The sequence below is a fragment of the Microbacterium sp. Leaf161 genome, assembly GCF_001423645.1.
Lineage (GTDB): Bacteria > Actinomycetota > Actinomycetes > Actinomycetales > Microbacteriaceae > Microbacterium > Microbacterium forte.
Genome location: NZ_LMOW01000003.1, coordinates 299,931 through 324,662 on the forward strand (window position 1 = coordinate 299,931; position 24,732 = coordinate 324,662).

The following is a 24,732-nucleotide window of genomic DNA, read 5'->3' on the forward strand; positions in this document are numbered from 1 at the left end:
GTGGCACGTGCACACGAGATCGCGATCGCCGCGGACGCCAAGGAGTTTGACCAGGGCATCCGAGACGGCGTGATCAAGCCGCTCGAGAAGGCGGAGGAAGCTCTCGAAGACCTCGCCGACGCCGCGGACGACGCCGGCCGCGACGGATCGCGGAGCATCGAAAAGCTGGAGGATGCGCTCAAAGACGCGCAGCGCGAGTCCCGTGATCTCGGCGAGAAGATGACGGACGCAGGCGACAAGGCCAAGCGCGGCATGAAAGACGCCGAAGAGGGTGTCAAGGGATTCAAAGACGAGGCAATGCAGTCCGCTCGCGAGACGGCTGCATCGTTCGACGGCTCGTTCGAGTCGATCGCAGATCTCGGCCAGGAAGTCGCGGCCAACGCCTTTGCCGACTTCGGCCCGCTCGGTGCTGCTGCCGGTATCGCCGTCGCGGCCGGCGCCGGTGTCATGGTCGACTCTTTCAACAAGGTCGAAGAGGCGGCGACCGAGGCGCGTGACTCCGCATTCTCGCTCGCCTACGACGTGGCCGGCGCGCTCGAATCAGCCGGCTACACAGCCCGCATCGGAGAATGGACAAGCGACACCGAGAAGTTCAAGCAGGTGTTCGATCTCGCCACCGTCTCCGGGTGGGAGCAAGTCGACGTGATCGACGCACTCGCCTCCGGTGGCCCCAAGCTCGGTTCTCTCACCGACGCTGTCCACGCGAACGGTCAGGCCTCATGGCTCACCACCGGGCGACTGTCCGAACTCGACGCGGTACTCAGATCCACGAACGAGGGCTACATCAGCGGTGCTGACGCAGCCTTGCTCGCCGAGCGCGCGAACTACCAATACGCGATGACGGTCGGAGTGGCGACCGGCGAGACAGACGAGCTCGGCAACGCGATTTACCGGCTGCCAGACGACACCGAGGTTGCCGTCAACGCACAGACCCAACAGGCAACCGAGGACATCAAGCGCCTGGATGACGACATCGCCGCCGTGCCCGACACGGTGCACACCTCTGCGACCTTCGACGCCGGCTCTGCACAGCGCGACCTCGACAACTGGGTGTTCCGCAACGACGGCCGCACCATCCGCGTCCGTGGCCGCGTCGAGATCGAATCGGGAGCATCGTTCGAATGATCACCTCCATCACCTACCCAGGCGGCACGCCGATTGTGCCCGACATCACTGTGGTGGGGTCTGTCGACGCCGAGGTGGTCAGCCGCAGCATCACCCACGAGATCCTCGACGGCCCGCCCGTCCACACCCTCCGCCCGTCGAAGCCCCAGACCGGGACGCTCCGACTCCTCTTCACCACATCCGCGAAGGCACATGCCGCGAAAGACCAGCTCACCGCCGCAGCGGTATACACCATTTCGAGCACCGCGGGCACGAACCTCCCGAGTCGCTTTGTCGTGCGTAGCGTGACCGTCACCCAAAGCCGCGCAGTCGCCAACGTCTGGACAGTCAGCGTCGACTACGAGGCGGTGGTGTGATGGGCGGCCTCGCTCAGCTCTTCGCTCGTGTGACGATCGACGGCACGCCGCCCATCGCGCTACCCGTTCTCAGCGGCTCTCTGTCGATGGACGAGGAGTGGATTCCCTACATCCGCGGCACGCTCGTGTGCCCGCTCGATGATCGCGTGACCGACCTCGACCCGCAGGCGGGCGACATCTGGATCACTGTGACACTCACGCGCTCGTTCGGCCGCACCGACCGCATTCGCGATCTCAGTCTCCGCTACGCCGGCAAGCGCCTCGCCGACATCACCGCGCAGTTCGCCGGCAAGACCATCGCCGCGATCACCCGCAGCCTGTACCACGACTACGAGAACGACGGTGTGAACCGTCACGACGACGTACGCACCTTCCGTCTTATGCTCCGCGAGATCCAGACCGACAAGGCAGCCGCCACCGTTCAGCTCAGCCTTGCATCCGGTGAGGCCCGCCTCACGGACTGGAATCACATGTCTCCCGTCGCGACTCGATGGGCCGGGGCGAACCTTGCAGCGAAGATCGAGAACATGCTCGCCCTCGCCGGATTCACCAGCGGGCTCGCATCGAAGCCGGCTACCACGCCGACAGATGCGCAGATCGGAGATGAGGCGCTCCGGGCTCCGGGTCAATCCGCGCTCGAGTGGCTGCAACAGCTCACTCGTAAGCACGATCTCATGTGCTGGTGCGATGAAGACGGGCTATGGCGTCTCGCCCCAAATCGTCTCCGCTCGACTGTCCGCGCGGTGACCTCGGTGGGCGACGAGCGCACGGTCGGAAACGTCGTGCAGAAGGTCTCTCGCGACGAGGGCTGGGTGACCGCGGTGATGCTCATCTACACATGGAACGGCGTCACGCAGTACGACTTTGCGACGACCTACGCGCCCAACCCTGAGAGGGCGAAGATCATCCGCTACGAGGCACCGTTTCCCGGCACCGGCCGCGCGGCGCGGATGCTGGCGCAACTGCGAAAGCGCGGCAAGTCACTCACGATTACGGCCGTGACAGATCCGAGGATCACACCGGGCGAAGTCGTCAATGTCACCACCGCATCCGGCACCCAATCCGGTCGCGCCGCGTCTGTGCAATGGCAGCTCGCGGCGGACGAAATGACCATCACTCTACGAGAGGTTGCCTGACATGGGCTACTACACCGGCGACGGCTTCTACGTCTATGAAGAGGCCGACATCGCAGACCCCGGCGCGGGATTCTCCGAGCTGCTCAACAAGGCCACGCAGGCTCTACCAGCGGCGATCCGCGCGCGGGTCATCGCTGAGCTCGCCGCAGACCCGACGATCATCGCCGCGATGGAAGCCGGTGCCGAGAACGCGATCGCGACGAAGCTCGCGCTTGCGAAGTGCGTGCACCTCGAATCGGGCAAGTGGGTGTGGGACGGCCCCAACGGCTCGCTCGCCACGCACTATCTGCTCCCCGACCACACGGGCTCTCTCGTCGCCCGCCCGACCCCATTCCCTGTCCCTTCGGCGACCTCGCCGGCACTCACCTGGTAGGAGACCAACGATCATGGCAAGCACACCTGAAACCACCCTCATCTCCCGCGCCGAGATCACCTCTGCCGCGACCCCGGCGACGAACCGCAAGCTCCTCACCCTCGACGGACTCGCCCTCGACATCGGTGACACCGGGCCGCGCGACATCTCCGCGAATCTGCTTCTCACCTACATCACGTCCGCGCGACTCATCCTCGCCCGCGAGAACGGCTTCGTCGCCCTGCATGGCGTCGATGTCCTCATCAAGGCCGGGGCACCGTCGAGTATCGTCCTGCAGAACCAGGCCCGCTCCAACCAGGGCATGTTCAACCCGCCCTACATGGCGACCGGCCGAGCCGTCGCCACCTCCGGATCGGGAACCACCAGCGGCGGTGCCGGTGCCGACGTGGTCGTCAACAACCAGCTCGGCATCGTCATGCACGGCGTTACCCCCGGCGTGACCTACCAGTTCTCCGTCCTCTGGAAGACCGATGTCCTCTGGGGCGCAGCACTTCCCGGCGTCGTCGACGGCCAGCCGATTGGGGTGTGACCATGCCGACCGCAGTTCTCACCGCATCCGACACCGGTCGACCGGCAGGCAACTACGTCGTTACCGAGGGCACGGCCGGGATACTCGACCGCTCCTATGCCACCTCCTCGACGCGCGGAGCGCACATCGGCGGCGACTCCCACATGGCGAACTGGGCGCCCTACGCGGCCGCGCTGGGAACGATGCTCGGGCGTCCCGTCGCCGTCGACGGTATCGGCGGTCAGCAGTCCGTCGACATCGCCGCTCGACTCGGAGGCATGCCGCCCCTCGTGACCGTCGCGGGTGGCTTCATCCCGACATCCGGCGCGGTCGCCGTCACGATCGCGGGCGGCATCCGTCCGCTCAGGTCGTCCGGGTCGCTCTCGCGGCCGGCGATCCTCGGTGGCGTCGGCGGTGCACTCGCGACCGGCGACGGTGGCGTGACGTACACGTTCACTCGCTCGGCGTCGGGTTACGCGGTGCCGATCCCGGCCACGGGATCGCCTCTCGTGATGGGCGTCGAGCACCGCGACGAGCTGCAGATCTTCTCCGCGCCGCGAAACGACATCGGCAGGAGCACCGCTGACACCCTCTACCGGGCCACCATCCCTGAGATCGTCGCGCGATACGAGGCCATGATCGCATGGCGGGCACCGTCCGGGCGCTTCCTCATGCTGTCGATGCTGCCCTGGTCCGATGAGACGCCCGAGGGAACCGCCGCCCGTCTCGCTACCGACGCCGTTCTCCGCGACCTCTGCCCGCAGCAGTGGCTCGACTGGGCGGCATGGCTTCGCACCGACGCTGCATTCGCCTCGGTAGGCGCAACGAAGACGACGCAGGACTCCGCTGGAATCGCCGCAGGATTCACGCCGCCCACGTTCCTCGTCGACGCCGGTCACCTGAACGCGACCGGCTACGCCGCCGCGAACGTGCTCGTCGCGCCTTCCGTGCTGGCGAGAGGTTGGTGAGAGATGCCAATGCTCTGGCCGAACGGCTCGGCAGCTCGCCCCCCAGTCACATCGCCGTATGGCCCTCGTCGGGCGCCCGTCGCCGGCGCATCAACGTTCCACCGCGGAACTGATTTCGTCGGCTTCACCCGCGTGCGCGCGATCGCCGATGGCATCGTGGTTGCCGTCGGCACGCCAGGCGGATGGGCCGGCGGCGGCACGCAGGTCTGGATTCAGCACGCGGGATTCCTCTCGCGATCTATGCACATGGTCAAGGGCTCTCCGGTCGTGCGCGTCGGGCAGCGCGTGCTCGCCGGCGAAGACCTTGGGCAGATGGGTCGAACCGGCAACGTTTCCGGCGTCCACCTACATCTGGAGATCGTCGTCAACGGCGTCCAGGTCGATCCCGTTCCGTTCATCTCTAACCGACTGAGCGTCCCTGCCGCCGGCGGCCCGACCCCCACCCCTGTCCCCAAGGAGGACGACGACATGATCGCACTACTCATCGACGGCCAGCACAAGTGCACGATCGCCCCCGCCGTGTTCAGTCACATGATCGAGTCGGACGACCCCGACCGCATCAAGAACATCGTGACAGCGGAAGACATCTACGTGCCGACCACGCTCGCCGAACTTCCGGTGCTCCTCGCTCGCCACGGCATCGACCTGCACATCTGGGATGTTCGCGGCGGCAAGTTCGTCGTGCTGAACCCGCTCGACGGCTCGGTTCGCGAGGGCAACACATGGTCGGCATGGAACGCGATTCGATCCTCGGTCGCCGCAGTCAAGGTCACGTCGGATCAGACGCGGGAGTACGTCGAGCAGCTCGCCGAGGCGGCGGCGGGATGAATGAGAGCGACACCGACCTCAGGATCAGCGTCGCTCGCATCGAGGGCATGCTCACCGCGACTCTCGCGCGGCACGATCAGCGCTTGGATCAGCACGAGGGCACCCTGACCCAGCACGAGGTTCGCCTCAACGACAAGGGCAAGACTCTCGCCCGCCACGACGAACGAATCAACGACCTCGAGGAAGACAGTGCCGCGCAGTGGGGGAGAGTCATGGGCGTTCTCGCTCTCCTCGTCAGCATCGGGGTCGCCCTCTGGAACATCATCACCCCCTGAAAGGAAAAGACCATGACACCTCAGACCCGCGCAGACCGCCGCGCCGCGCTCGTTGCTGCCGGCGCGATCGCCGATGACGACGGCCTGCACACCACAGACCTCACCGCTGATGACTACCGGCCGACTGTGCCCGTGACCGTCCGAGATGCCGTGTACTGGACGACCCTCGGAACCGCGGCCGCCTCGGCGCTCGCGTCCGGTGTCGCCGGCATCTGGTTCCCCGACATCGCTGGGCAGGTGCTCGCCACGGGCGGAGTCGCCACGACCGTCATGGGCATCATTGGCGGTGGCGTCGGTGTCGTCTACCGGCCCGGCGCGAGCCTCTAGTCGAGCCCGCAAGCCTCCGAGGCCTCGCGCAGACCTTCCATCGTGAAGCCCTCTGTCTCGTTCGCCGGCTTGTCGAGCGGGTAGCCGCGCTCCGCCATGCACGCGGCTACCCGCTCCTCCTCAGTGGGAGTGTTCACCGAGTTGAGGATCAGGATGCCGACGACGAGAACGGCGGCGAGCAGAACGCCCATCGCCGCACCGACCGCGACAACGATCTTGGTCTGCTTGGTCATGCCGCGAGCTTAGCGGCACCTCTCCCGGATCGAGCCGGCACCTCGCGCGGCGTGAGCGTGCGGATACCGTCGTCCTTCCGGCGCTCGCTGACCTGCGTGTAGATCTGCGTGGTGGACAGGTTCTCGTGCGCAAGCAGCTCCTGCACCACTCGGATGTCGACGCCCTCCTCTACGAGATCGCAGCCGAACGAGTGTCGGAGAGAGTGCGGCGTGAGCTTGTCGTCGGTGATGCCGGCGCGCTTCTTGGCTTTGGTGATGAGATCGGTCACCGACGTGGAGTGGATGTGCCCGCCTCGCCCCTGGCGGGCCGGAAACCAGTAGTCGTCCAGCGGCATCGTGAGCGCGAGCGCGGCGATCACCGGGTGCAGCGGAAGCCGCACTTCCTTTCGGCCTTTCACGACGGTTCGGATGCGGTTGCTGAGCATGTCGATGTCATGGCCGTGCACGGGTGCGATCGAGGACACCCGGAAGCCTTGGTAGTACCCGAGCAGGATCATCGCTCGAGTCTTCGTGTAGGTGCCGGCGGCGAGCATGGCATCGATCTGCTCGGCGCTGAACGGCCGAGGCTTGCCCTTCGGTACGCGCACGACGGGCAGCTTCGTCGCCGGGTTGTCGGGACGGATGCCCTCGTCGTGCAGGAACGTGTAGAACGCGGTCAGAGCGCCGCGCTCAGTGCGGCGCGTTCCGGCGCTCACGGCATCGTCGCGGCCGATGTACCGGCGCAGCGTGAAGATGTCGGCATCGACGAGTGATCCCGTCTTGCGCGCGAACGTGCCGAGTATGCTCGTCCGATTGCGGATCGTCGTGGATGCGAGATTCTGCGCCCGCTGGTAATCGACGAACATTTCCAGGGCAGCGGCGTCCTGATAGTGCATGGTGTAACCCTTCGGTTGAAGGCTCGTTCAGCCTTACTCTGACCGTATGGATTCAAGCGAATAGACCGCGACGACCGACGCGCCCAGGAATCGATACGATTCACTGAGCGCGTCGTGCACGCGGCCGCGAGGTTGCGAGGGTGTAAGCCTAGGAGGCTTCCCGCCCTGCGAAGATGTCGATGATGGGTGCGAAACGCTGTGACTCCACCGTGGATGTCGTCGGTTCGATCCCGGCAGGGCCCACCACACTCTCGCCCCGAGTCTCGACCGCGCCGGAACATAGTGCACCGTGGCGCGAATGGCCAGGCCGGGCGCCTCTTTTCCCGAGACGTCACGCCTCTCCTAGAGTTCTTGGTGGCCTCTGAGCGGCTCGCGGATGTCGATCCGATGCCGGGAGGGAGGCCACGTGAACACCTGTCAGAAGTGTCAGTTCGCCGTGGCCAACCCGGTCGGTCGACTGAGCGTCTCCCGCATCGGACTCTTCTCTGACGCTCGGTTCCCAGGGCGCAGCATCGTCAGCCTGCGCGATCACTATGACGACATCGCCGCCGCGCCGACAGCGGTCGCAGAGCTCTTCATGGCCGACATCCACTGCGCCGCGCGCATCATCAGACGAGCCACCGGCGCCGACCGCGTCGACATCGCTCTCTCGGGCAACACCGACTCGCACGTGCACGCGCACCTCATCCCTCGTCGCCGCGACCGCGACCCGCTGCCGGACAGCGGTCCGTGGGACGACCCGAGGGAGCGCCGACCGCTCGAGCCGCTGGCCGAAGCGATCGCGATCGGTCTGCTCAGCGCCGCCTTCGACGTCGTCGGAGCTGGGCCGCTTAGCTCATGACAGTCTTCGTCATCGGGATCGAGCAGCCCGTCCGGGGTCAGCGCTCGGCTCGCCATCGGGCTCGCGGACGACATACAACCCCGACGGTGCGTTCGCGGTGAACGCGAGCGCGTCGATCCACTGCCGGTTGATGTCCGGTACGCGTCCGACGGAGTAACTGAAGACGAGGTTGCAACCAGGGTGCAACCACACCGTGCTGCGACCGCCGCCGATGCTGGTGTCATCCCGCCACGTGAAGAGGAAGGGCTCACCTCGTCGCAGCTTCGTCGTCACGACCACCTGCAGATGGTGGAGGGTGCGATCGTCGATCTCGGCCTTCTGGCTTCCTTCGTACACGAACCTGCCCATGATCTGCCGTCTCTCCGGAAGTCCTCAGCGCGAGGTCGGCGGCAGCTTGTCGACGCCGTGCCGGTTGGGCTTGTCGGGTTCGGCTGCCGTCTCGGGCGTCGCGTGCGCGCGCCCGGTCGGCGATTCGGAGTTCGGGTAGTGGGGCTCTTCGATCTCGATCGCCTTGTCGCGCTCGTCGAGCGGAGGCAGATGATCGAGCGGTTGCTTGATGTCGTCCGGGTGGCTCATGGCGACAGGCTCCATCATGCTCCGATCGATGAACAGGGGCTTGTGATCAGCAGGACCCTGTGGTTCGCGGCGCCGGGCAGGAGCGTAAGGTCGACGTCATGCGTCCGCAACCGCTGCTCGTCTATGACGGCGACTGTGCCTTCTGCACCACGTGGGTGCGGCGACTCGAGCGGTGGCTCGTCCGTTTCCCCGACGCTCAGCCGTCGCAGTGGCTGGACCTCGACGAGCTCGGCCTGAGCTCCGCCGAGGTCACCCGTTACGTGTGGCTGCTGGTCGGCGAACGCCGGTTCCGCGGTCACGCCGCTTTCGCCGCTCTGCTGAGGATGCAGCGCTCGTGGATCCTCCGCGTCGCGGGCCAGCTGCTCGTGACGCCCCCGTTCTCCTGGGCAGCGGCGCTCGGCTATGCCCTGGTCGCGCGCTTCAGGCACCGGCTTCCCGGGGGCACCGCCGCCTGCGCCCTGCCACGGTCCGATAGCCGCGATGTCAGCGGACTCGCGAAAGCGGATGTGGAGCCCGTTCCGCCGGTAGAGCTCTGACCGACGCCGGGCGACGCGGGCCGAGCACGATACCGCGGCAGGATCCGCAGCCCGCACGGCGTGACTGACTATCCGTCGCTGACCGGCCAGCGCAGGAGACTCAGAGCACCGATCACGAGGGTCGCGCTGCCGCCGTCGCGGAGACAGGTCAGCAGTGTGCGACCGCATCCGCGGCAGAGGAGGATGACGCCGGCCGGATCGAGCTCGGCGATCGCGTCGGCGAGCTCGGCCTCGCGGTCGCAGTGCGCGCATGCTGCTCGCGCGCTCGTCATGTCTCTGCCGAAGACCTCGAGCAGAATCCCGCCTGCGGCGTTGCCGTCGACTCGCGTGCGATGACCGGGGTGGGGAGCGTCCATCAGGCACCTCCGAAGCGCTCAGTGCGGATCCGTTCCGGCGGATGCCCCGCCGCCACGAGCAGGTCTGCGACCGCCTCGACGAAGCCCGTCGGCCCGCAGACGTAGACCGACGGGTGTTCGGTGGCAGGAATCGTGGAGGCCGCGATCGTCGCCGCGTCCACCCGGCCGGCCGGGCGTTCGGAGCCCGGAGGCGCCGAACGGCTGTACGCCCAGTCGACGAGGAAGGCGTCGTCGGCGAGCTGGGCGAGGTCGTCCGTGTAGAACGCATCGGCGGCGGAACGCACCGCGTACAGCAGGCGAATCGGCGCCGAGCTGCCCGCGCGCGCGTGCTGCCTCGCCATCGCGATGAGCGGGACGATCCCCGACCCGCCTGCGATGAGCTGCACGGGCTCGGTCTGGGTGGGGGTCCACACGAAGTAGGCGCCGATCGGACCGCGAACCTCCAGTTCGTCTCCGGGGCGCACGTCCTCGACGAGATAGGGAGAGACCTCGCCCTCGGGCACTTCGTCGACCGCGAGTTCGATGATGTCCGAGTCACCGGACGATGCGAGGGAGTACGACCTGACCGCTTGATACCCGTCTTCTGCGGTCAGACGCACGTCGACGTGCTGACCGGCCAGATTCCCCGGCCACCCGTCGACCCGCAGCTCGAGCACGCGACCGTGGGGCGTGGGGTTTCGTGTCTCGACGACTCTGGCGACCAGCCACAGCGGTGCCGTGGTCACCAGTAACGCTCCTCTTTCCAGGGATCTCCGTACATGTTGTAGCCGTTCTGCTCCCAGAATCCGGGTTCGTCGTTCTCGAGCAGATCCAGACCGTGGACCCACTTGGCGGACTTCCAGAAGTAGAGGTGCGGCACCAGAAGGCGAGCAGGGCCGCCGTGCTCCGCAGCGAGCGGCTGGCCGTCGAATTCGAACGCCACCCACGCTTTGCCGCCCGTGAGGTCGGCGCGCGGAACGTTGGTGGTGTACCCGCCGTAGGAGAAGACCCGCGTGAAATCGCCCTCGCCGGCATCCTGCAGCAGATGATCGAGCGAGACGCCACGCCAGCGGGTGCCGAGCTTCGACCACCGGGTCACGCAGTGGATGTCTGTGGTGATGGTGTCGATCGGGAGTGCCTGCAGGTCGTCCCATGACCAGGTGCGACGGATGCCGTCGAGACCGACGACCGCGAACTCCCACGTGTCGATGGAGACCCGCGGTGTCGGCCCTGCGGAGAGCACGGGGAAGTCCTCGGTGAGGTACTGGCCCGGAGGGAGGCGGTCGTCCGACTCGCGTCGCCGTGCGCCGAAGCCGCGGGAGATCACACCCATGATCGTCTTCTTTCGTTCGGTCGGAGCGGAGCCGCGAGTCGCTCGCGGGGGATGCCTGCCGTGTGGGACTGATTCTAGGGCGACTGGGTATCGGCGCGCCCTGGTCATTTTTTACTCATAAACGTGTGCTTCATGCTAGCTTCACTCGTAAAACAGTCGTTCAAGCCACGGAGTCACATTGCTGAGTAGTTTCGCTGTTTCTGCTGATTCCACTCAGCCTGAAGTCGTCTCTGCCTCGCCCGAGAAGCTGGCGCGCGACAACATGCCGCTCGCGACCTTCCTGGCTGTGGAGAAGGCGAGATCGGCGACGCATGTCGACCTCGACGATCTGCTCTCGGCCGCACGCCTGGGCCTCGCCCGTGCCGCGATGTCGTATGACCCGGCGCGCGGCATTCCGTTCGGCGCCTTCGCGAGCAGCCAGATCAACTGGGCGATGCTGTCGGAGATGCGCAGAGCGGATCCTGCCGGCGAACGCAGTCGCGACAAGATCGAACGCCTGCGGGTCGCCGCCGAGACTCTGCTCGCTCGCACCGGCCGGGTGGCGACCACGCCGGAGCTCGCGCGCGAGTCCGGCTTCACTGTCGACGTCGTGGCCGAGATGATGAAGCTCGACGAGATGGTGCGCACCGCGACCAGCTTCGAGGAGCACTTCGACGTCGAGACCGGGCGTCAGGCCGCCGATCTCACCGACAGCGTCATCCTGCCCGAGCACGCGGTCGAGCAGTCGGAGACGCGGGCGATGGTGAACCGCGTCATCGAGGCGCTGCCGGCGGCGATGCGACAGGTCGTCCGCGGGATCTACCTCGAAGACCGGATGGTGAAGGACATCGCCGAAGAGCTCGAGGTCAGCCACGCGTATGTGTCGAAGGTCCGCTCGCGGGGTCTCGCCCTGATGCGCGAGGCCATGGAGGCATGGGAGAACGGCACGACCGGCGACCGATCGACAAAGGCGCGGGCGGAGTTCTTCGAGACCCTGTTCGGCCCGATCCGCCCCGAGGCTCGCGACCGGTCGAGCGAGCTCCTCGCCGCCGTCTGAACCGACACCCGGAATCTTCCGGCTCCGTGGTTACGACGGCGGCGCATGTCGCGAATATCGGTTGTGCAGGCCCACGGATGGGCCCGCGTCCAGCCCCATAACCACGGAGGAATTCTCATGGGTCTTCAGATCGCAACCAACGTCGGTGCACTCAACGCGTACCGCAACCTCTCTGTCAACCAGAACGACGTCTCGAAGTCGCTCGAGAAGCTCTCGAGCGGTCTGCGCATCAACCGCGCAGCCGATGACGCCGCCGGCCTCGCCATCTCCGAGGGCCTGCGTTCGCAGGTCAACGGCCTGAACGTCGCAGCACGCAACGCTCAGGACGGCATCTCGGTCATCCAGACCGCAGAAGGCGCGCTCACCGAGGTCCACTCGATCCTGCAGCGCGTTCGTGACCTCGCTGTGCAGGCGGGTTCCGACTCGAACAACGCCGATTCGCGCGACGCCATCAAGACCGAGATCGACTCGCTCGGCGAGGAGCTGACCCGTGTCGCCGCCAGCACCAACTTCAACGGGATCAAGCTGCTCGACAGCGCGAGCACGCTGACGTTCCAGGTGGGCGCAGGGTCGGACGCCGCAGAGGACCAGATCGCGGTCACGCTGACCGACTTCTCGGGCCTCGGCGCGACCATCGGCGCACTGACCGTCGACTCCGCTGCGAACGCGCTCACCACGATCGCCGCAGTCGACGCGCAGATCACCAACGTCTCGACGGCTCGTGCCGGCCTCGGTGCCGTGCAGAACCGCTTCGAGTCGACGATCAACTCGCTGCAGGTCTCGGCCGAGAACCTGGCCGCAGCGAAGAGCCGCATCGCGGACACCGACATGGCGGCCGAGATGGTCAAGTACACCGCCTCGAACATCCTGCAGCAGGCTGGCACCGCCATGCTCGCTCAGGCGAACCAGTCGGGCCAGGGCGTCCTGCAGCTTCTCCGTTGAGTCGCTGCGCCTGAGGCGCAACAGGCGCCCGGGCGGAGTCACCTCCGCTCGGGCGCCTTCCTGTAGGACACCCCAGACCACACCGCACGGAAGACGACCGGGATGAAACTCGACGGACTCGTATCAGGGCTCAAGACGCAAGAGCTCATCAAAGCGCTCATGGACGTCTCGGCGATTCCGAAGACGCTCATCACCAACAAGATCGCGGATCGCAACTCGATCATCACGAACCTCCAGTCGCTGAACACCACGCTGCAGGAGCTCGTCGCCAAGGCCAAGACCGCGGCCGCACCCTCCTCGCTCGCCTCGTTCACGGCGACATCGTCATCCGAGACCGTCACGGTCACGGCCGGCGCGAAGGCATCGGCGTTCTCGACCGACATCGTCGTCGACGCCGTCGCCACGTCGCACTCCATCGTCACGGCGTCCGGAGGATCCACGGCATGGGGCGGCGCTTTCACTCTCGTCGGCTCGGACGGCGAATCGATCGAGGTGACCCCGCTCGGCACCGGTCCGCAAGACCTGGCCAAAGCCATCAACGCGTCGAAGGCCGGAGTGAGCGCGACGGTCGTCCCCGCGGGTACGGATGCCGACGGCAAGCCGCTCTCGCGCATCCAGCTGACGTCGATCGAGACCGGCGCAGCCGGCGAGTTCACCGTGCATCGGGGCACTGCCGCGGACGTCGCAGCCGGCACCTCGACGGATATCGGCGCAGAGCCGGGCGCCGCCGTCATCACGCAGGGTGCGGACGCCCGAATCCGCTTGTTCGCCGGAACCACGGCCGAGCAGACGCTGAACAGCGCAAGCAACACGATCAGCGTGGGCGAGGGCATCGAGGTCACGGTCACGAAGGCCAGCGCTGATCCGGTGACGGTGACCGTCGCCAGGGACGACAAGAAGCAGACCACGACCGCCGAGACGTTCGTCAAGGAGATCGCTGCGCTGCTGACGCGCATCGACAAGGGATCGAAGGCGACGATCGGAGAGGTCGGCGAGTCCACCACTCTCGGCGTGTTCACCGGAGACAGCACCGTTCGCAATCTCCGCGGCGCTCTCGCGAACGCGATGCAGCTTCCGGTCGACGGAGTATCGCCGTCGACGATCGGAATCTCGATCAGCGACAAGGGCGTGCTCTCCTTCGACGCGGAGAAGTTCGGAAAGGCCCTCGCCGAGGACCCGGAGAAGACCCAGGAGATCTTCTCGTCGATCGCCGGACGCGTCGAAGGCGTCACCGACCAGTACTCCGACAAGTACGACGGGCTGCTCACCCAGCGCATCACCGGTCAGGAGACCGAGGTCAAGACGCTCAAGACCCAGGTCGAGCGATGGGACGTCCGGCTGGAGCAGAGGCAGGCGACGCTCGAGCGCACGTATGCGCAGCTCGAGGTCCAGCTGTCGAAGCTCCAGTCGCAGTCGTCGTGGCTCACCTCGCAGCTCGCAGGCCTCAACGGCACGACCACGTCGTGACCTGAGCACCGCAACCACCATCTCATCGGAGACCAGAATCATGCCCATCACCTCTCTCGACCGCGCAAAGCAGCAGTACCTCGAGCAGCAGGTCGCCTCGGCCACGCCCGAACGCCTTCTCGTGCTGCTCTACGACCGCCTGCTGGTCGACATCGAGCGCGCAGACGCCTCGCAGGAGTGCGGAGACTGGGCGGCCGCGGGGAACCACCTCGTGCACGCGCAGCAGATCGTCGCCGAACTGAACGGCTCACTCACCGATGAGTGGGACGGCTCCGCTGAGCTGCATGGCGTGTACACGTACCTCACGGGCCGTCTGATCACCGCGAACATCGCTCGTGATCGGGTCGCCACCGCAGAGTGCCGCGATCTCGTCGTTCCGCTGCGCGAGGCCTGGCATGCGGCGGCCGCGGCGATCACGTCCGGCACGCAGACGCCCATCACGGCTCTGGCCTGAGCTCTCGTGCCTGACAACCTCTCGGCCTGGCTGACGGTGCTCGACCAGTTCGAGCGGGCTCTCGACGCTGCCGACGAGCAGCTCGATGGTCAGCCCTTCGATGCGCCACCCGGCCCCGTGCCGGAGGAGCTTCGCGAACGCGCAGAGGCTGTTCTCGCGCGGCAGCAGCTCATGATCGGCGGCCTGGTCACCTCCCGCGCCCATGTCGCACGCGAGATCGCCGCACTGCGACGGGTGCCGACCTCCAAGACCGACGTACCCGCATATCTCGACGTCGAGGGTTGAGCATCGCGGTTACGTGAGCAGTCGAGTGTCGCGATAGTCGGCACCGAGCACGGATCGCTCGACGATTGGCCAGGGATCGGCCTCTCCACCAACGTCCGGAGTGCCCCCGTGCTCGAATCCGTCACCTCCTCTGCGCTGATCAGCGCCCTCGATGGGCTGGCCCTGCGCCAACGCTCGATCGCCGAGAACATCGCCAACGTCAACACGCCCGGCTACCAGGCCAAGCGCGTCCAGTTCGAGGACGAGCTGCGCTCCGCCGTCGAAAGCGGTTCGGGAACCGTCGGCGCCACGGTCGAGCGATCACTCGAACCGACCAGGGTGAACGGCAACAACGTCAACCTCGACACCGAGACCCTGTCGAACATCGACACCGTGCTGCGGTTCCAGTTCGCGAGCCAGGCGATCGGCGGCCAGGCGGCGTCCATCACCAAGGCGATCGGGCAGGCCTCCGCATGACCTTCGACGCGATCGGCATCGCCGGCACCGGCCTGACCGCGCACCGCAAGTGGCTCGACGCGCTCAGCGACAACATCGCGAACGTGAACACGGCCACTCCCGCGGGCCAGGAGGCGTTCCGAGAGAAGTTCGTCACCGTGCAGGCCGGCACGGAGAGTCCGGGCGTCTATGTCGCAGGCGTGGTCGAATCCGATGCCGAGGCCAAGCTCGTGTACGACCCCGAGCACCCCTACGCGAACGAGGACGGCTATGTGCAGTACCCGAACGTCGAGCTCGGCGACCAGATGAGCATGCTGATCCTGGCGCAGCGCGGATACGAGGCGAACGCCGCCGTCGTCGACCGTGCGAAGACGACCTACGAGGCCGCACTGCAGATCGGGCGCAACTGATGTCCGGCGTCGAGGCCATCTCCGCGGCAGGCGTCACGCCGCTCTCTGCGCTCAGCTTCGAGACGGGTCCGGAGGCATCCGGTGCATCGGCATCGGGGAGCACCTTCGCGACATCGCTCTCGGGAGCCGTGGAGAACCTCCAGCAGCTGCAGTCGTCGTCGAACGAGCTCGCGGTGCAGGCCGTCACAGGTGACCTGCAGGACATCCATCAGGCGATGATCGCGTCGACACGCGCCTCAGTGACGCTCGATCTGGTGGTCGCCGTGCGTGACCGCAGCGTCTCGGCGTTCAACGAGATCATGAGGATGCAGGCCTGACGATGCCCAAGATGCTGACGAGCTACTACGACCGCGCGAAGCAGGTCGTCTCTGGATTCTCGCTCGCGCAGCGCACGATCGCCATCATCGGCGTCGCGCTGCTCGTGATGGGGGCCATCGCGCTCGGCGCATGGCTCACCAAGCCGCAGATGAGTCCGCTGTTCACCGGCCTGAGCGCCGGCGATGCGTCGGCTGTCGTCGAGCAGCTGAAGTCGGCGGGCGTGGGCTACGAGCTCACCGAGGGCGGCGCGACCATCCTCGTGCCCGACGACCAGGTCTACGCGCAGCGCCTGGCAGCGGCATCGGCCGGCCTTCCCGGCGACACCAGCGAGGGGTACACGCTGCTCGACGACATGGGTGTGACTGCGAGCGAGTTCCAGCAGTCGGTCACCTACAAGCGCGCGATCGAGGGCGAGCTGGCCGGCACGATCGGTGCCATGGAGGGCATCTCCACCGCATCGGTGCAGCTCGCGATCCCCGAGGAGAGCGTTTTCGTCTCGGAGCGGCAGAGCCCGACCGCATCCGTGTTCGTGAAGACCCGCAACGGATCGACCCTCAGCGATGAGAAGATCGAGGCCATCGTGCACCTCACGAGCGCCGCCGTGCCGGGGATGACCCCCGAAGACGTCGCGGTGACGGATCAGGACGGCCGAGTGCTCTCGGCTGTCGGAACCGGCCTCACCGGCAACTCGTCGAAGCAGGCGACGGAGCACGAGGCGAAGGTCGCCGCATCCGTCAGCAAGATGCTCGAGACGATCGTCGGTCCTGGAAACGCGACCGTGACGGTGTCGGCTGACGTCGCGAACTCCACGTCCGAGCGCATGGACGAGACGTACTCCGCCCCGGATGGGGAGCTGAGCGCGTCGGAGGAGACCAAGACGGAGACCTACAACGGCGGTCAAGCGGGCGGCACCGGCGTGCTCGGCCCCGACAACATCGCGGTCCCGAACAACGCCGACGGCACCGGCGCCTACGAGTTCGAGGAGACGTCTCGCAACAACGCCGTGAACAAATCGACGGAGAAGACCATCACCCCGGCAGGAGAGGTGACGAGGCAGACGGTCAGCATCGCGCTGAACCGCGGAACCGTCACAGGCGTGACGGCGAACCAGATCGAATCGCTCGTGGCATCGGCCGCCGGCATCGACGTCGAGCGCGGCGACGAGATCGCCGTCGAGTTCGTCGAGTTCAACGAGGCGGGAGCGACGGCGGCGGCGACGGCGCTCGCGGCGGCAGAGGCCGAGCGTGAGGCGCAGATGCAGCAGGAGCTGCTGCGGTCGGCGATCATCGGCGGATCGATCCTGCTGGCCATGATCATCCTGATCGTCTTCCTCGTCGTGCGCCGCAAGATGAAGCGCCGCGTGCTGTACACCGAAGACGGCCCGATCGAGTACTTCGCCACGGTCACCGAGAGCGAGGAGCAGAAGCTCCGTTCGCTCAGGGGCCTCAAGGAAGCCGAGGCGATCGTCGCCCCGGCACCCACCACGCTGCTGCCGTCGGCATCGATCGACCTCGATGACGAACCGGAGCCCGACAAGGTGCTCGTCGAGCGCAGACGCCGTGAGATCGACGATCTGGCGAAGCGCGAACCCGACACCATCGCCAGCGCACTGGCCGACCTGATGGACGAGGCGACCGTATGAGCGCGCTGACCGAGTTGCTGGATGCACAGGCCGACACGGTCGAGGTCTCGACCGCCGTGGCGCCCGCGGCGATTGCCGTGCCGGAGATGAGCGGCCTTCGCAAGGCCGCGATCGTGCTGATGAACATGGACCGTGCGGCCAGCGCCGAAGTGCTGCGTCACCTCGGTGAGGAGCGGTCCGAGATGCTCGCCGCGGAGCTCACGCAGCTCGGGGGAGTGGACGTCGCCTCGACCGCCCGCGCTCTCGCGGAGTTCCGGCGCATCGCCACCGGCGGCTCTGTGCCGTCGCGCGGCGGTCAGGAACTCGCCACCGGGCTGCTCGAGACGGCGTTCGGGCGCGAGAAGGCCGTCGGGATGGTCGGCAGGGTGATGTCGCAGGGCTCGGTGTCCTTCGACTTCCTCAACGCGGCCGACCCGGCCCAGCTCGCCACGATCATCGAGGGAGAGCTGCCGACCACGGTCGCCGTGGTGCTGGCGAACCTGCGAGCCGATCGTGCGGCGGCGGTGCTCGCCGCACTGCAGGACCCGCTGCGCACCGATGTCGCTCAGGCGATCGCGACGATGGGCACCGCGACCCAGGAGGCGATCTCGATCGTCGCCGACTCGCTGCGCTCTCGCACCGGCGTCTTCGCGATGCGCGACAATCATGAGGCGATCGGCGGCGTGCAGCCTCTCGTCGAGATCATCAACAGGTCGGACACCGCCCTCGAGAAGTCGCTGCTCGCGAGCCTCGAGGGGCGCGACCTGGCGTTGGCCGAGGATATCCGCAGCCGCATGGTCACGTTCGCCGATATCGCTCGTCTCGAGGACCGCGACGCCCAGCGGGTGCTGCGCGGGATCGACCTCCGCATGCTCGCGCTCGCGCTGAAGGGCGCGGACGAGCAGATCACCGACAAGGTCAAGAGCAACATGACCGAGCGCAACCAGGAGAACCTCGCTGAGGAGACCCGGGTGCTCGGCCCCGTGCGCATGCGTCAGGTCGACGAGGCCCGCGCCGAGATCGTGCGCATCATCCGTGATCTGGAGGCCGCAGAGGAGATCACGATCTCGCGCGAAGACGAGGACGAGCTCATCGAGTGATCCCTCTGACGGCAGGTGATTCGGCGGCGGCGGTTACGGCCGCAGGCATGTGTCGCGATAGTGGGCAGGGAGCACGGATCGCTCGACCTACGGGCCACGGACAGGCCTCGCCCTTCGACTCCGAGGTGTCCGCTGTGCTCGATTCCGCCTTCACGCCGCTGGTCGTGCCGCGCGTCGGCGAGACTCCCATCGACCTCCGAGGCGAGGCCGACCGCGCTCGCACCCGGGGCTACGCCGACGGCTTCGCCGAAGGTCGCAGAGTCGCACTGGACGAGGGTGAGGCGCAGCGTGCCGCGCAGCAGCAGCGGATGCAGGAACTCCAGGAGCTGTACCTGCACGAGCGGGGCTCTGGTCTGCGCGCGCTGGAGACCGCGCAGGCGGCGCTCGACCAGCGCATCGACGAGCTGAGCACGCTCGCTGCCGACCGAGTCGAAGAACTCGCGGTCATGCTGGCCACGACGATCCTCGGAGCGGAACTGTCTGATCCTGCGCGATCCGCCGCTCACGCGCTTCGGCGCGCCCTGGCCGAGATGCCGGCGGACCGGTGGACTCGCGTCGCATTCAGCGTGCAGGACGCCCGTGTGCTGCAGGAGGAGGAGTCGACGATCGACGCGCTCCGCGGCATCCAGGTATCGGTCTCTCCCGCCGTGGACAACGGCGGCGCCATCGTGGAGATCGAGAACGGGGCGGTCGACACGCGCATCACCGCAGCGCTCGCCCGCGCGGCCGCATTACTCGACGGCGACGACCAGGTTGACGAGGTGATCGGGTGATCACCGGGACGCGGTCGTGGCAGCGCGCACTCGCGGCCGCGCGCCCCGAGCGCTCCGGCACGGTGAAGGCGGTGCGAGGACTCGGGGTGGAGGTGCTCGGCATCGACGGCGCGGTCGGCGACCGCATTCGCATCGACACGGCGGACGGCCGCCCGGTCGATGCCGAGATCGTCGCCGTCGACGGTGCCTCAGCCCGCTGCATGCCCCTGGGCAGGCTCGACGGGATCACCGCCCGTGCCCGGGTGCGGCATGGGGGAGCGCCGCTGCAGGTGCCGACGGGACGAGCGCTGCTCGGACGCGTGCTCGACGGGCTCGGTCGGCCGATCGACGGCAAGGGGCCGCTCGACAGGAGCGTCGCCCACGTGTCGCTCGACCACGATGCCCCGAGCGTGATGGACCGCCAGCGCATCGACCGGCAGCTCGGACTCGGTGTGCGCGTGCTCGACACGATGACACCCGTGGGCTCGGGACAGCGTCTCGGTCTGTTCGCCGGGTCGGGTGTGGGCAAGTCGTCACTGATGTCGATGATCGCCCGTGGATCCACCGCCGATGTGAACGTCATCGCCCTCGTCGGCGAGCGCGGTCGCGAGGTGCGGGAGTTCCTCGAAGACGACCTGGGGCCTGAGGGTCTGGCGCGTTCGGTGGTGATCGTCGCGACCTCGGACCAGCCGGCGATGGCACGGCTGCGCTCGGCGTTCGTCGCCACGCGGATCGCCGAGGGCTTCCGCGATGACGGACTCGACGTGGTGCTGATGATGGACTCGTTGACGCGCGTCGCCATGGCGCAGCGCGAGATCGGGTTGAGCGCCGGCGAACCGCCCGCGACCCGGGGCTATCCGCCCTCGACGTTCTCGGTGCTGGCCAGGCTGCTCGAGCGGGCGGGGACAGGGCCCGTCGGGTCGATCACCGGCCTCTACACGGTGCTCGTCGACGGCGACGACCACAACGAGCCGATCGCTGATGCCGCCAGAGGAATCCTCGATGGGCATGTGGTGCTCGATCGGGCCCTCGCGATCCGCGGGCACTTTCCTGCGGTCGACGTGCTCGGGTCGGTGTCGCGCGTCGTGTCGAAGATCACCACGCCGGAGCAGCGGCAGAACGCGGTGACGCTGCGCAGCGTCCTGGCCGCTCGGCGCAGTGCGAACGACCTGATCGAGATCGGCGCCTATCGGCAGGGGGCCAACCCGATGGTCGACGCCGCGATCGCTCACGAGGGTGCGATCTCTCGATTCCTCACCCAGAGCATCGACGACCTCGCCGCGACAGACGACTCCTGGCAGCAGCTCGCCACCCTCACCACCGACTTCGGAGGACTCACCCCATGACCTTCCCACTGGCTGGTCTGCTGCGTGTGCGCGGCGCCCAGGAACGTGTCGCCGCCGAGCATCTCTCGCGTGCGAGCGCAGAACGGGCGCAGGCCGAGACCGCGGCGCAGACTGCGATCACGAGCCTCGCCGACATCAGCGCTCAGATCGATGATCCTCGGGCGCTGATGGCCATGGCCGCGGCCCGCGCCGCGGGGCGCAGCACCCTCAGTGATCTCCAGGCGCTTGTCGACATGAGACGCAGCGCCGAGTCCGACGCCAGGGCTGCGCACGTCGAAGCGCGACGCGATCTGAAGGGGCTCGAGCGACTCGAGAGCACCCACCGGGTCGAGACCGCCAAGGCCGAGCTCGCCGCCGAGCAGACCGCGCTCGATGAGATCGCCGTCGTGCGCACCTCGCGACGTGAGGGGAGCGCGGCATGACCGGCCTCGCAGCGGTGATCGCCCGCGTCGACGCGATCGAGACCCAGATCGTGTCGCTGGATCCAGCGGGGCGTGCGGCCGCCGCAGCTGCGACCGAGGCGACGACCGAGACGTCGGCGGCAAGCTCGACGACGTTCGCCGGAGTGCTGGAGGCGGCCAAGGCGGCCTCGGCCACCGAGACCACCGCCCCTGCCCCGGCCGCGGGGTCAGCGGCCGCCAGCACTGCGGCATCCGGCGGAGAGAATGCAGACGTCATCGCGGCACTGCAGACCTTGTTCTCGGCGAGCGCCTCGGGGGCAGGCGGATCGACTCCGTCGATGCAGAAGATCATCGAGATGCTCGGATGACCGGGGTGGCACTGCTCGCGATGATCTCCGGCGCCGGCGCGGGTGAGGCGGACACCGGGGGACGAACGTCGGGTGACTCCGGTTCGCTGTTCGGTGACGCGCTCACCGCGGCAGGTCAGGCGCTCGACGGCGCGTCGGACTCGGGCACGGCGATGCTCGCCGCAGACCGGCCGAGCGGGCCGACGGCGGAGGCATCACCGGCAGCAGATCGCACGATCGACCCGCAGGCGGCGATCGCGGCCATGACCCACCTGGTTGCGTGGTCGGCTCCGGAGACCGCGGGGCCCTCCGTGGCAGCCCCGCAGGTGACGACGCCGCAGGTGACGACGCCGCAGGTGACGACATCCCAGGTGACGACGTCCCAGAGCACCGTTCCGGGTGAGACGGCTCCGGACGCGGTGGTGGAGACCGTACCCGGGACGACCGGGACGGAGGCGACACCTGTCGATCCCGTGAGCGGCGCCGCCACGACGGATGGAATGCACGTGGTTCCGGTTGCCGCGGCGTCGCCGACGACGTCGGCTTCGGCGTCGATCTCGGCACCCGCTTCGGTGAGCGCGGCAGTCGTCGCCGGTGGACGCGGCGACCCCCGATCGATGCAGGGCGGGACGCTGGGCGACGTCCGAGAAGTCGACGTCGACGCTCCGGCGACTCCGCTGGAGCCTGCCGGTGGCGGCGCCGATCCGTCGCTGTCCGAACCGGTCGCCGTCGCGCCCCGGCCGGAGTCACTCCCGAGGCAATCGTCGCCCGCGATCCCGTCCATGGTCGGTGCCCCTGTGGCCGCGACCGTGGCCGCTCCGAATCAGCAGGCGACGAGCGATGCGGGGGATCAGCCGCAGGGGTCGCAGCCCGCTCCCGCGACGGCCTCCACCGTGCCGGTCGCCGCCTCCCTCCCGACGGCGACACCCGTGTCGTCGCCCGATGCGGCCACGACCGCGAATCGTGCGGTGGCCGCCCAGGTCGCGCCGGTGGTCGTGAGCATCGCGCAGCGTCCGATGGGCACGCACCAGCTCACGATGACGGTGAACCCCGACAGTCTCGGCCCCGTCACGGTGCGTGCACACATCACCGCGTCCGGAGACGTGCAGGTCGAGCTCAGCGGTGCGACCGATGCCGGGCGAGACGCGCTGCGCACCATGCTCGTCGAGCTGCGCCGTGACCTCGCCGCGGTGATGCCGCACGCCTCGCTGAGCGTCACCCACGGAACTTCCGCGGATGCCTCCGGCGACCGTGGCCAGCAGGCCGCGGGCGATGCGCCGACAGGGCAGGGGGCAGGCGATCGCGAGAACCGCGGGCGCCCCGACCACCGCCACGGGATCGAGCAGGCCCCCGATCTTCCCCGCACCATCCAGACAACGCCCTCTGCCGCCTCCGGCGCGGGGCTCGACATCTTCGCCTGAGAGGACGACCGAATGACTGTCGACGCAGTGAGCGCCCCGAGCTCGATCCATACGGGAAGCACCACCGACCCCGCAGCCCGCAAGCAGGTGCTCGACGGAGAAGTGTTCCTCAAGCTCCTGGTGACCCAGCTGACCCACCAGGATCCCTCAAGTCCGATGGACACCAACGAGATGATCTCGCAGACCACCCAGCTCGCCATGATGGAGCAGCTGACGGCTCTCGCCGACAGCGGCGCCGAGGCCTTCGCCCTGAACATGCGTCAGGCCGCGAGCGCCCTCATCGGCCAGGAGGCGAGCTACAAGGATGCCGACGGCAAGACCGTCTCCGGCCTCGTGACCAAGGTCTCGTTCGATGGACCGATCCCGCAGGTGACGATCGGCGACAAGACCGTCGCACTCGACGTCATCACGGGCGTCACCACCGCACCGACCGCCCCCGCACCGACCACCCCCGCTGCGCCCACCCCCGCCGCAGTCTGACCTCCGTCTCACCCAGGAAGAGAGAACCCCATGCTCCGCTCGCTCTACTCCGGAATCTCCGGCCTCCGCTCGCACCAGACCATGCTCGATGTCACGGGCAACAACATCGCGAACGTCAACACGGCCGGGTTCAAGGGCTCGTCCGTGCTGTTCCAGGACTCCCTGTCGCAGCTGATCGGCAACCCGGGAATCCCCGACGACGAGGTCGGCGGTCGCAACCCCGCCCAGGTCGGTCTCGGCGTGCAGGTCGCCGGCGTGCGCACCAACTTCGCACAGGGCTCGGCCCAGGCGACCGGCCGAGGAGGCGACCTGATGATCTCGGGCGACGGGTTCTTCGCGGTCCGATCCGGCGGAGAGACCCTGTACACCCGAGCAGGTGGATTCTCGTTCGACCCCACCGGCAAGATGGTCACTGCCGACGGCTCGATCGTGCAGGGCTGGTCCGCACAGGACGGCGTCGTCAACACCGGCCAGGCGACGGGCAACATCGTGCTCCCGCTCGACGCCGTGTCTCCCGCGAAGGCGACGACGGAAGCCACCGTCACCGGCAACCTCCCGTCGACGGCTGCGACCGGCGACGAGCTGGTGCGCGACGTCACTGTCTACGACGCGCAGGGCACGCCCTCGACTCTCAGTCTCACCTTCACGAAGACGGCGACCGGATGGGACGTCACCGAACCCGCCAGCGGTGCGACCGGGTCGCTGGCGTTCACCGACGGCAAGCAGACCGGTGCAGGCCTCACGCTCACCGCAGGGGCTGTGAGCGTCGACCTGGGAGCGGTCACCGGCTATGCGGAACTGTCGACGGTCGCCGTGTCCGAGCAGGACGGTGCGGCAGCCGGCACCCTGAAGTCGTACAGCATCACCGGCGACGGATCCATCGTCGGCACGTTCAGCAACGGTGCGACGCAGACTCTCGGCAAGATCGCCATGGCCACGTTCGCCAACCCCGAGGGACTCGAGAAGGCCGGCGGAACGGCATACCGCGCATCCGTCAACTCCGGTGCGGTGCGCATGGGCGAGCCGGGCCAGGCAGGTTTCGGCAGCCTCGTCTCGGGCGCTCTGGAGATGAGCAACGTCGACCTCTCGCAGGAGTTCACCAACCTGATCGTCGCGCAGCGCGGCTTCCAGGCCAACGCGCGCATCATCACGACCAGCGACGAGGTCCTCCAGGAGCTCACCCAGCTGAAGCGCTGATGCGAACGGACCCGGCGCCGTCTCACGGCGCCGGGTCTGCCTGCGGAGCGATCCGGTGACCCGGGTGCCCGCTGCCGAGAAGCGGCCAGGGGCTC

The 24,732-nt window shown here is 67.8% G+C and carries 35 protein-coding genes and 1 pseudogene; 29 read left to right on the plus strand and 7 right to left on the minus strand.

Translation table 11 applies throughout. The annotated features are described in order from the left end of the window. From ASF87_RS16725 to ASF87_RS16765, 10 genes and pseudogenes are all read left to right on the plus strand, one after another. The gene (locus ASF87_RS16725; protein ID WP_056377488.1) at positions 1 to 1,125 is read left to right on the plus strand and encodes a hypothetical protein; all 1,125 of its coding nucleotides are present in this window, start codon (positions 1 to 3) and stop codon (positions 1,123 to 1,125) included. After that, positions 1,122 to 1,481: a hypothetical protein gene (locus tag ASF87_RS16730; protein ID WP_056377490.1), complete on the plus strand. Its 360-nt coding sequence runs from the start codon at positions 1,122 to 1,124 to the stop codon at positions 1,479 to 1,481. Before ASF87_RS16725 ends, ASF87_RS16730 begins: the two co-directional genes overlap by 4 nt. Then, complete coding sequence (locus ASF87_RS16735; RefSeq protein WP_056377492.1) at positions 1,481 to 2,617, plus strand: hypothetical protein; 1,137 nt, start codon at positions 1,481 to 1,483, stop codon at positions 2,615 to 2,617. Before ASF87_RS16730 ends, ASF87_RS16735 begins: the two co-directional genes overlap by 1 nt. 1 nt (position 2,618) lies before the next feature. Then, complete coding sequence (locus tag ASF87_RS16740; RefSeq protein WP_056377495.1) at positions 2,619 to 2,990, plus strand: hypothetical protein; 372 nt, start codon at positions 2,619 to 2,621, stop codon at positions 2,988 to 2,990. Positions 2,991 to 3,003: 13 nt separating this feature from the next. After that, complete coding sequence (locus ASF87_RS16745) at positions 3,004 to 3,519, plus strand: hypothetical protein (RefSeq protein WP_056377497.1); 516 nt, start codon at positions 3,004 to 3,006, stop codon at positions 3,517 to 3,519. Between the two features lie 2 nt (positions 3,520 to 3,521). Further along, positions 3,522 to 4,466 carry a hypothetical protein gene (locus ASF87_RS16750; protein WP_056377499.1) on the plus strand — a complete coding sequence of 315 codons (945 nt, stop codon included), beginning with the start codon at positions 3,522 to 3,524 and terminating at the stop codon, positions 4,464 to 4,466. A gap of 9 nt (positions 4,467 to 4,475) precedes the next feature. Continuing rightward, positions 4,476 to 4,793, plus strand: a pseudogene (locus ASF87_RS18165) (M23 family metallopeptidase); the annotation flags it as partial. 141 nt (positions 4,794 to 4,934) lie between these two features. Beyond that, positions 4,935 to 5,294: a hypothetical protein gene (locus tag ASF87_RS18090; protein ID WP_235558982.1), complete on the plus strand. Its 360-nt coding sequence runs from the start codon at positions 4,935 to 4,937 to the stop codon at positions 5,292 to 5,294. Continuing rightward, on the plus strand, positions 5,291 to 5,569 hold the full coding sequence (locus tag ASF87_RS16760; protein WP_056377503.1) for a hypothetical protein: 279 nt from the start codon (positions 5,291 to 5,293) through the stop codon (positions 5,567 to 5,569). The genes ASF87_RS18090 and ASF87_RS16760 overlap by 4 nt, the downstream gene beginning before the upstream one ends. Before the next feature lie 12 nt (positions 5,570 to 5,581). Further along, positions 5,582 to 5,896: a hypothetical protein gene (locus ASF87_RS16765; RefSeq protein WP_056377505.1), complete on the plus strand. Its 315-nt coding sequence runs from the start codon at positions 5,582 to 5,584 to the stop codon at positions 5,894 to 5,896. Here the strand turns inward: ASF87_RS16765 and ASF87_RS16770 are convergent. Beyond that, a complete protein-coding gene (locus ASF87_RS16770) occupies positions 5,893 to 6,129 on the minus strand; it encodes a hypothetical protein (protein ID WP_056377507.1) in 237 nt (78 codons plus the stop codon). The genes ASF87_RS16765 and ASF87_RS16770 overlap by 4 nt on opposite strands. After that, positions 6,126 to 7,004, minus strand: coding sequence for a tyrosine-type recombinase/integrase (locus ASF87_RS16775; protein ID WP_056377509.1), 879 nt, complete (start codon positions 7,002 to 7,004; stop codon positions 6,126 to 6,128). Before ASF87_RS16775 ends, ASF87_RS16770 begins: the two co-directional genes overlap by 4 nt. Positions 7,005 to 7,410: 406 nt before the next feature. Here ASF87_RS16775 and ASF87_RS16780 point away from each other — a divergent pair, with 406 nt between their 5' ends. Beyond that, positions 7,411 to 7,845 carry an HIT family protein gene (locus ASF87_RS16780; protein ID WP_056377511.1) on the plus strand — a complete coding sequence of 145 codons (435 nt, stop codon included), beginning with the start codon at positions 7,411 to 7,413 and terminating at the stop codon, positions 7,843 to 7,845. Positions 7,846 to 7,854: 9 nt separating this feature from the next. Here the strand turns inward: ASF87_RS16780 and ASF87_RS16785 are convergent, their stop codons facing one another. Both ASF87_RS16785 and ASF87_RS16790 read right to left on the minus strand, forming a co-directional pair. Next, positions 7,855 to 8,193 carry a DUF7882 family protein gene (locus tag ASF87_RS16785; RefSeq protein WP_056377513.1) on the minus strand — a complete coding sequence of 113 codons (339 nt, stop codon included), beginning with the start codon at positions 8,191 to 8,193 and terminating at the stop codon, positions 7,855 to 7,857. Positions 8,194 to 8,217: 24 nt separating this feature from the next. Beyond that, positions 8,218 to 8,421 (minus strand): hypothetical protein, encoded by a 204-nt coding sequence (locus ASF87_RS16790; RefSeq protein ID WP_056377713.1) that lies wholly within the window; start codon positions 8,419 to 8,421, stop codon positions 8,218 to 8,220. Positions 8,422 to 8,519: 98 nt separating this feature from the next. Between ASF87_RS16790 and ASF87_RS16795 the strand changes: the two genes are divergently transcribed. After that, on the plus strand, positions 8,520 to 8,957 hold the full coding sequence (locus tag ASF87_RS16795) for a thiol-disulfide oxidoreductase DCC family protein (protein WP_157550131.1): 438 nt from the start codon (positions 8,520 to 8,522) through the stop codon (positions 8,955 to 8,957). A 68-nt stretch (positions 8,958 to 9,025) separates the two neighbouring features. Here the strand turns inward: ASF87_RS16795 and ASF87_RS16800 are convergent, their stop codons facing one another. The 3 genes from ASF87_RS16800 to ASF87_RS16810 are packed head-to-tail and all read right to left on the minus strand — an operon-like array spanning position 9,026 to position 10,625. Then, positions 9,026 to 9,313 (minus strand): DUF6510 family protein, encoded by a 288-nt coding sequence (locus ASF87_RS16800; RefSeq protein WP_056377518.1) that lies wholly within the window; start codon positions 9,311 to 9,313, stop codon positions 9,026 to 9,028. Continuing rightward, positions 9,313 to 10,038: a ferredoxin reductase gene (locus ASF87_RS16805; protein WP_056377520.1), complete on the minus strand. Its 726-nt coding sequence runs from the start codon at positions 10,036 to 10,038 to the stop codon at positions 9,313 to 9,315. The genes ASF87_RS16800 and ASF87_RS16805 overlap by 1 nt, the downstream gene beginning before the upstream one ends. Beyond that, a complete protein-coding gene (locus ASF87_RS16810) occupies positions 10,035 to 10,625 on the minus strand; it encodes a sulfite oxidase-like oxidoreductase (protein WP_056377522.1) in 591 nt (196 codons plus the stop codon). The genes ASF87_RS16805 and ASF87_RS16810 overlap by 4 nt, the downstream gene beginning before the upstream one ends. Positions 10,626 to 10,803: 178 nt before the next feature. On the opposite strand from ASF87_RS16810, the gene ASF87_RS16815 reads away from it, so the two are divergent. The 17 genes from ASF87_RS16815 to ASF87_RS16895 all read left to right on the plus strand — a co-directional run bounded on the left by ASF87_RS16815 (position 10,804) and on the right by ASF87_RS16895 (position 24,637). Then, positions 10,804 to 11,661 carry a sigma-70 family RNA polymerase sigma factor gene (locus ASF87_RS16815; RefSeq protein WP_268776076.1) on the plus strand — a complete coding sequence of 286 codons (858 nt, stop codon included), beginning with the start codon at positions 10,804 to 10,806 and terminating at the stop codon, positions 11,659 to 11,661. A 117-nt stretch (positions 11,662 to 11,778) separates the two neighbouring features. Then, complete coding sequence (locus ASF87_RS16820) at positions 11,779 to 12,603, plus strand: flagellin N-terminal helical domain-containing protein (RefSeq protein ID WP_056377525.1); 825 nt, start codon at positions 11,779 to 11,781, stop codon at positions 12,601 to 12,603. Positions 12,604 to 12,705: 102 nt separating this feature from the next. Then, the gene (gene fliD / locus ASF87_RS16825) at positions 12,706 to 14,070 is read left to right on the plus strand and encodes a flagellar filament capping protein FliD (RefSeq protein ID WP_056377527.1); all 1,365 of its coding nucleotides are present in this window, start codon (positions 12,706 to 12,708) and stop codon (positions 14,068 to 14,070) included. A gap of 40 nt (positions 14,071 to 14,110) precedes the next feature. Then, positions 14,111 to 14,524, plus strand: coding sequence for a flagellar export chaperone FliS (gene fliS, locus ASF87_RS16830; RefSeq protein ID WP_082508966.1), 414 nt, complete (start codon positions 14,111 to 14,113; stop codon positions 14,522 to 14,524). Between the two features lie 6 nt (positions 14,525 to 14,530). Next, a complete protein-coding gene (locus tag ASF87_RS16835) occupies positions 14,531 to 14,809 on the plus strand; it encodes a hypothetical protein (RefSeq protein ID WP_056377529.1) in 279 nt (92 codons plus the stop codon). Between the two features lie 108 nt (positions 14,810 to 14,917). Continuing rightward, on the plus strand, positions 14,918 to 15,265 hold the full coding sequence (gene flgB / locus ASF87_RS16840; protein ID WP_056377531.1) for a flagellar basal body rod protein FlgB: 348 nt from the start codon (positions 14,918 to 14,920) through the stop codon (positions 15,263 to 15,265). Further along, positions 15,262 to 15,654: a flagellar basal body rod protein FlgC gene (flgC, locus tag ASF87_RS16845; protein ID WP_042537476.1), complete on the plus strand. Its 393-nt coding sequence runs from the start codon at positions 15,262 to 15,264 to the stop codon at positions 15,652 to 15,654. Before flgB ends, flgC begins: the two co-directional genes overlap by 4 nt. Then, complete coding sequence (gene fliE, locus ASF87_RS16850; RefSeq protein ID WP_056377533.1) at positions 15,654 to 15,971, plus strand: flagellar hook-basal body complex protein FliE; 318 nt, start codon at positions 15,654 to 15,656, stop codon at positions 15,969 to 15,971. The genes flgC and fliE overlap by 1 nt, the downstream gene beginning before the upstream one ends. A 2-nt stretch (positions 15,972 to 15,973) precedes the next feature. Then, positions 15,974 to 17,614 (plus strand): flagellar basal-body MS-ring/collar protein FliF, encoded by a 1,641-nt coding sequence (fliF, locus tag ASF87_RS16855; protein ID WP_056377535.1) that lies wholly within the window; start codon positions 15,974 to 15,976, stop codon positions 17,612 to 17,614. Further along, positions 17,611 to 18,693, plus strand: a complete 1,083-nt coding sequence (fliG, locus tag ASF87_RS16860; protein WP_228385512.1) for a flagellar motor switch protein FliG — start codon at positions 17,611 to 17,613, stop codon at positions 18,691 to 18,693. Before fliF ends, fliG begins: the two co-directional genes overlap by 4 nt. 134 nt (positions 18,694 to 18,827) lie before the next feature. Then, a complete protein-coding gene (locus ASF87_RS16865) occupies positions 18,828 to 19,466 on the plus strand; it encodes a FliH/SctL family protein (RefSeq protein WP_056377537.1) in 639 nt (212 codons plus the stop codon). Further along, positions 19,466 to 20,791, plus strand: coding sequence for a FliI/YscN family ATPase (locus ASF87_RS16870; RefSeq protein WP_442922809.1), 1,326 nt, complete (start codon positions 19,466 to 19,468; stop codon positions 20,789 to 20,791). The genes ASF87_RS16865 and ASF87_RS16870 overlap by 1 nt, the downstream gene beginning before the upstream one ends. After that, complete coding sequence (locus ASF87_RS16875; protein WP_056377541.1) at positions 20,788 to 21,213, plus strand: flagellar FliJ family protein; 426 nt, start codon at positions 20,788 to 20,790, stop codon at positions 21,211 to 21,213. Before ASF87_RS16870 ends, ASF87_RS16875 begins: the two co-directional genes overlap by 4 nt. Then, on the plus strand, positions 21,210 to 21,560 hold the full coding sequence (locus tag ASF87_RS16880; RefSeq protein ID WP_056377544.1) for a hypothetical protein: 351 nt from the start codon (positions 21,210 to 21,212) through the stop codon (positions 21,558 to 21,560). Before ASF87_RS16875 ends, ASF87_RS16880 begins: the two co-directional genes overlap by 4 nt. Then, positions 21,557 to 22,960 carry a flagellar hook-length control protein FliK gene (locus ASF87_RS16885; RefSeq protein WP_056377546.1) on the plus strand — a complete coding sequence of 468 codons (1,404 nt, stop codon included), beginning with the start codon at positions 21,557 to 21,559 and terminating at the stop codon, positions 22,958 to 22,960. Before ASF87_RS16880 ends, ASF87_RS16885 begins: the two co-directional genes overlap by 4 nt. A gap of 12 nt (positions 22,961 to 22,972) precedes the next feature. Then, entirely contained in the window at positions 22,973 to 23,440 is a 468-nt protein-coding gene (locus ASF87_RS16890) for a flagellar hook capping FlgD N-terminal domain-containing protein (protein WP_056377548.1), read from the plus strand. Positions 23,441 to 23,470: 30 nt separating this feature from the next. Beyond that, entirely contained in the window at positions 23,471 to 24,637 is a 1,167-nt protein-coding gene (locus ASF87_RS16895) for a flagellar hook protein FlgE (protein WP_056377550.1), read from the plus strand. Positions 24,638 to 24,732: the final 95 nt, after the last annotated feature.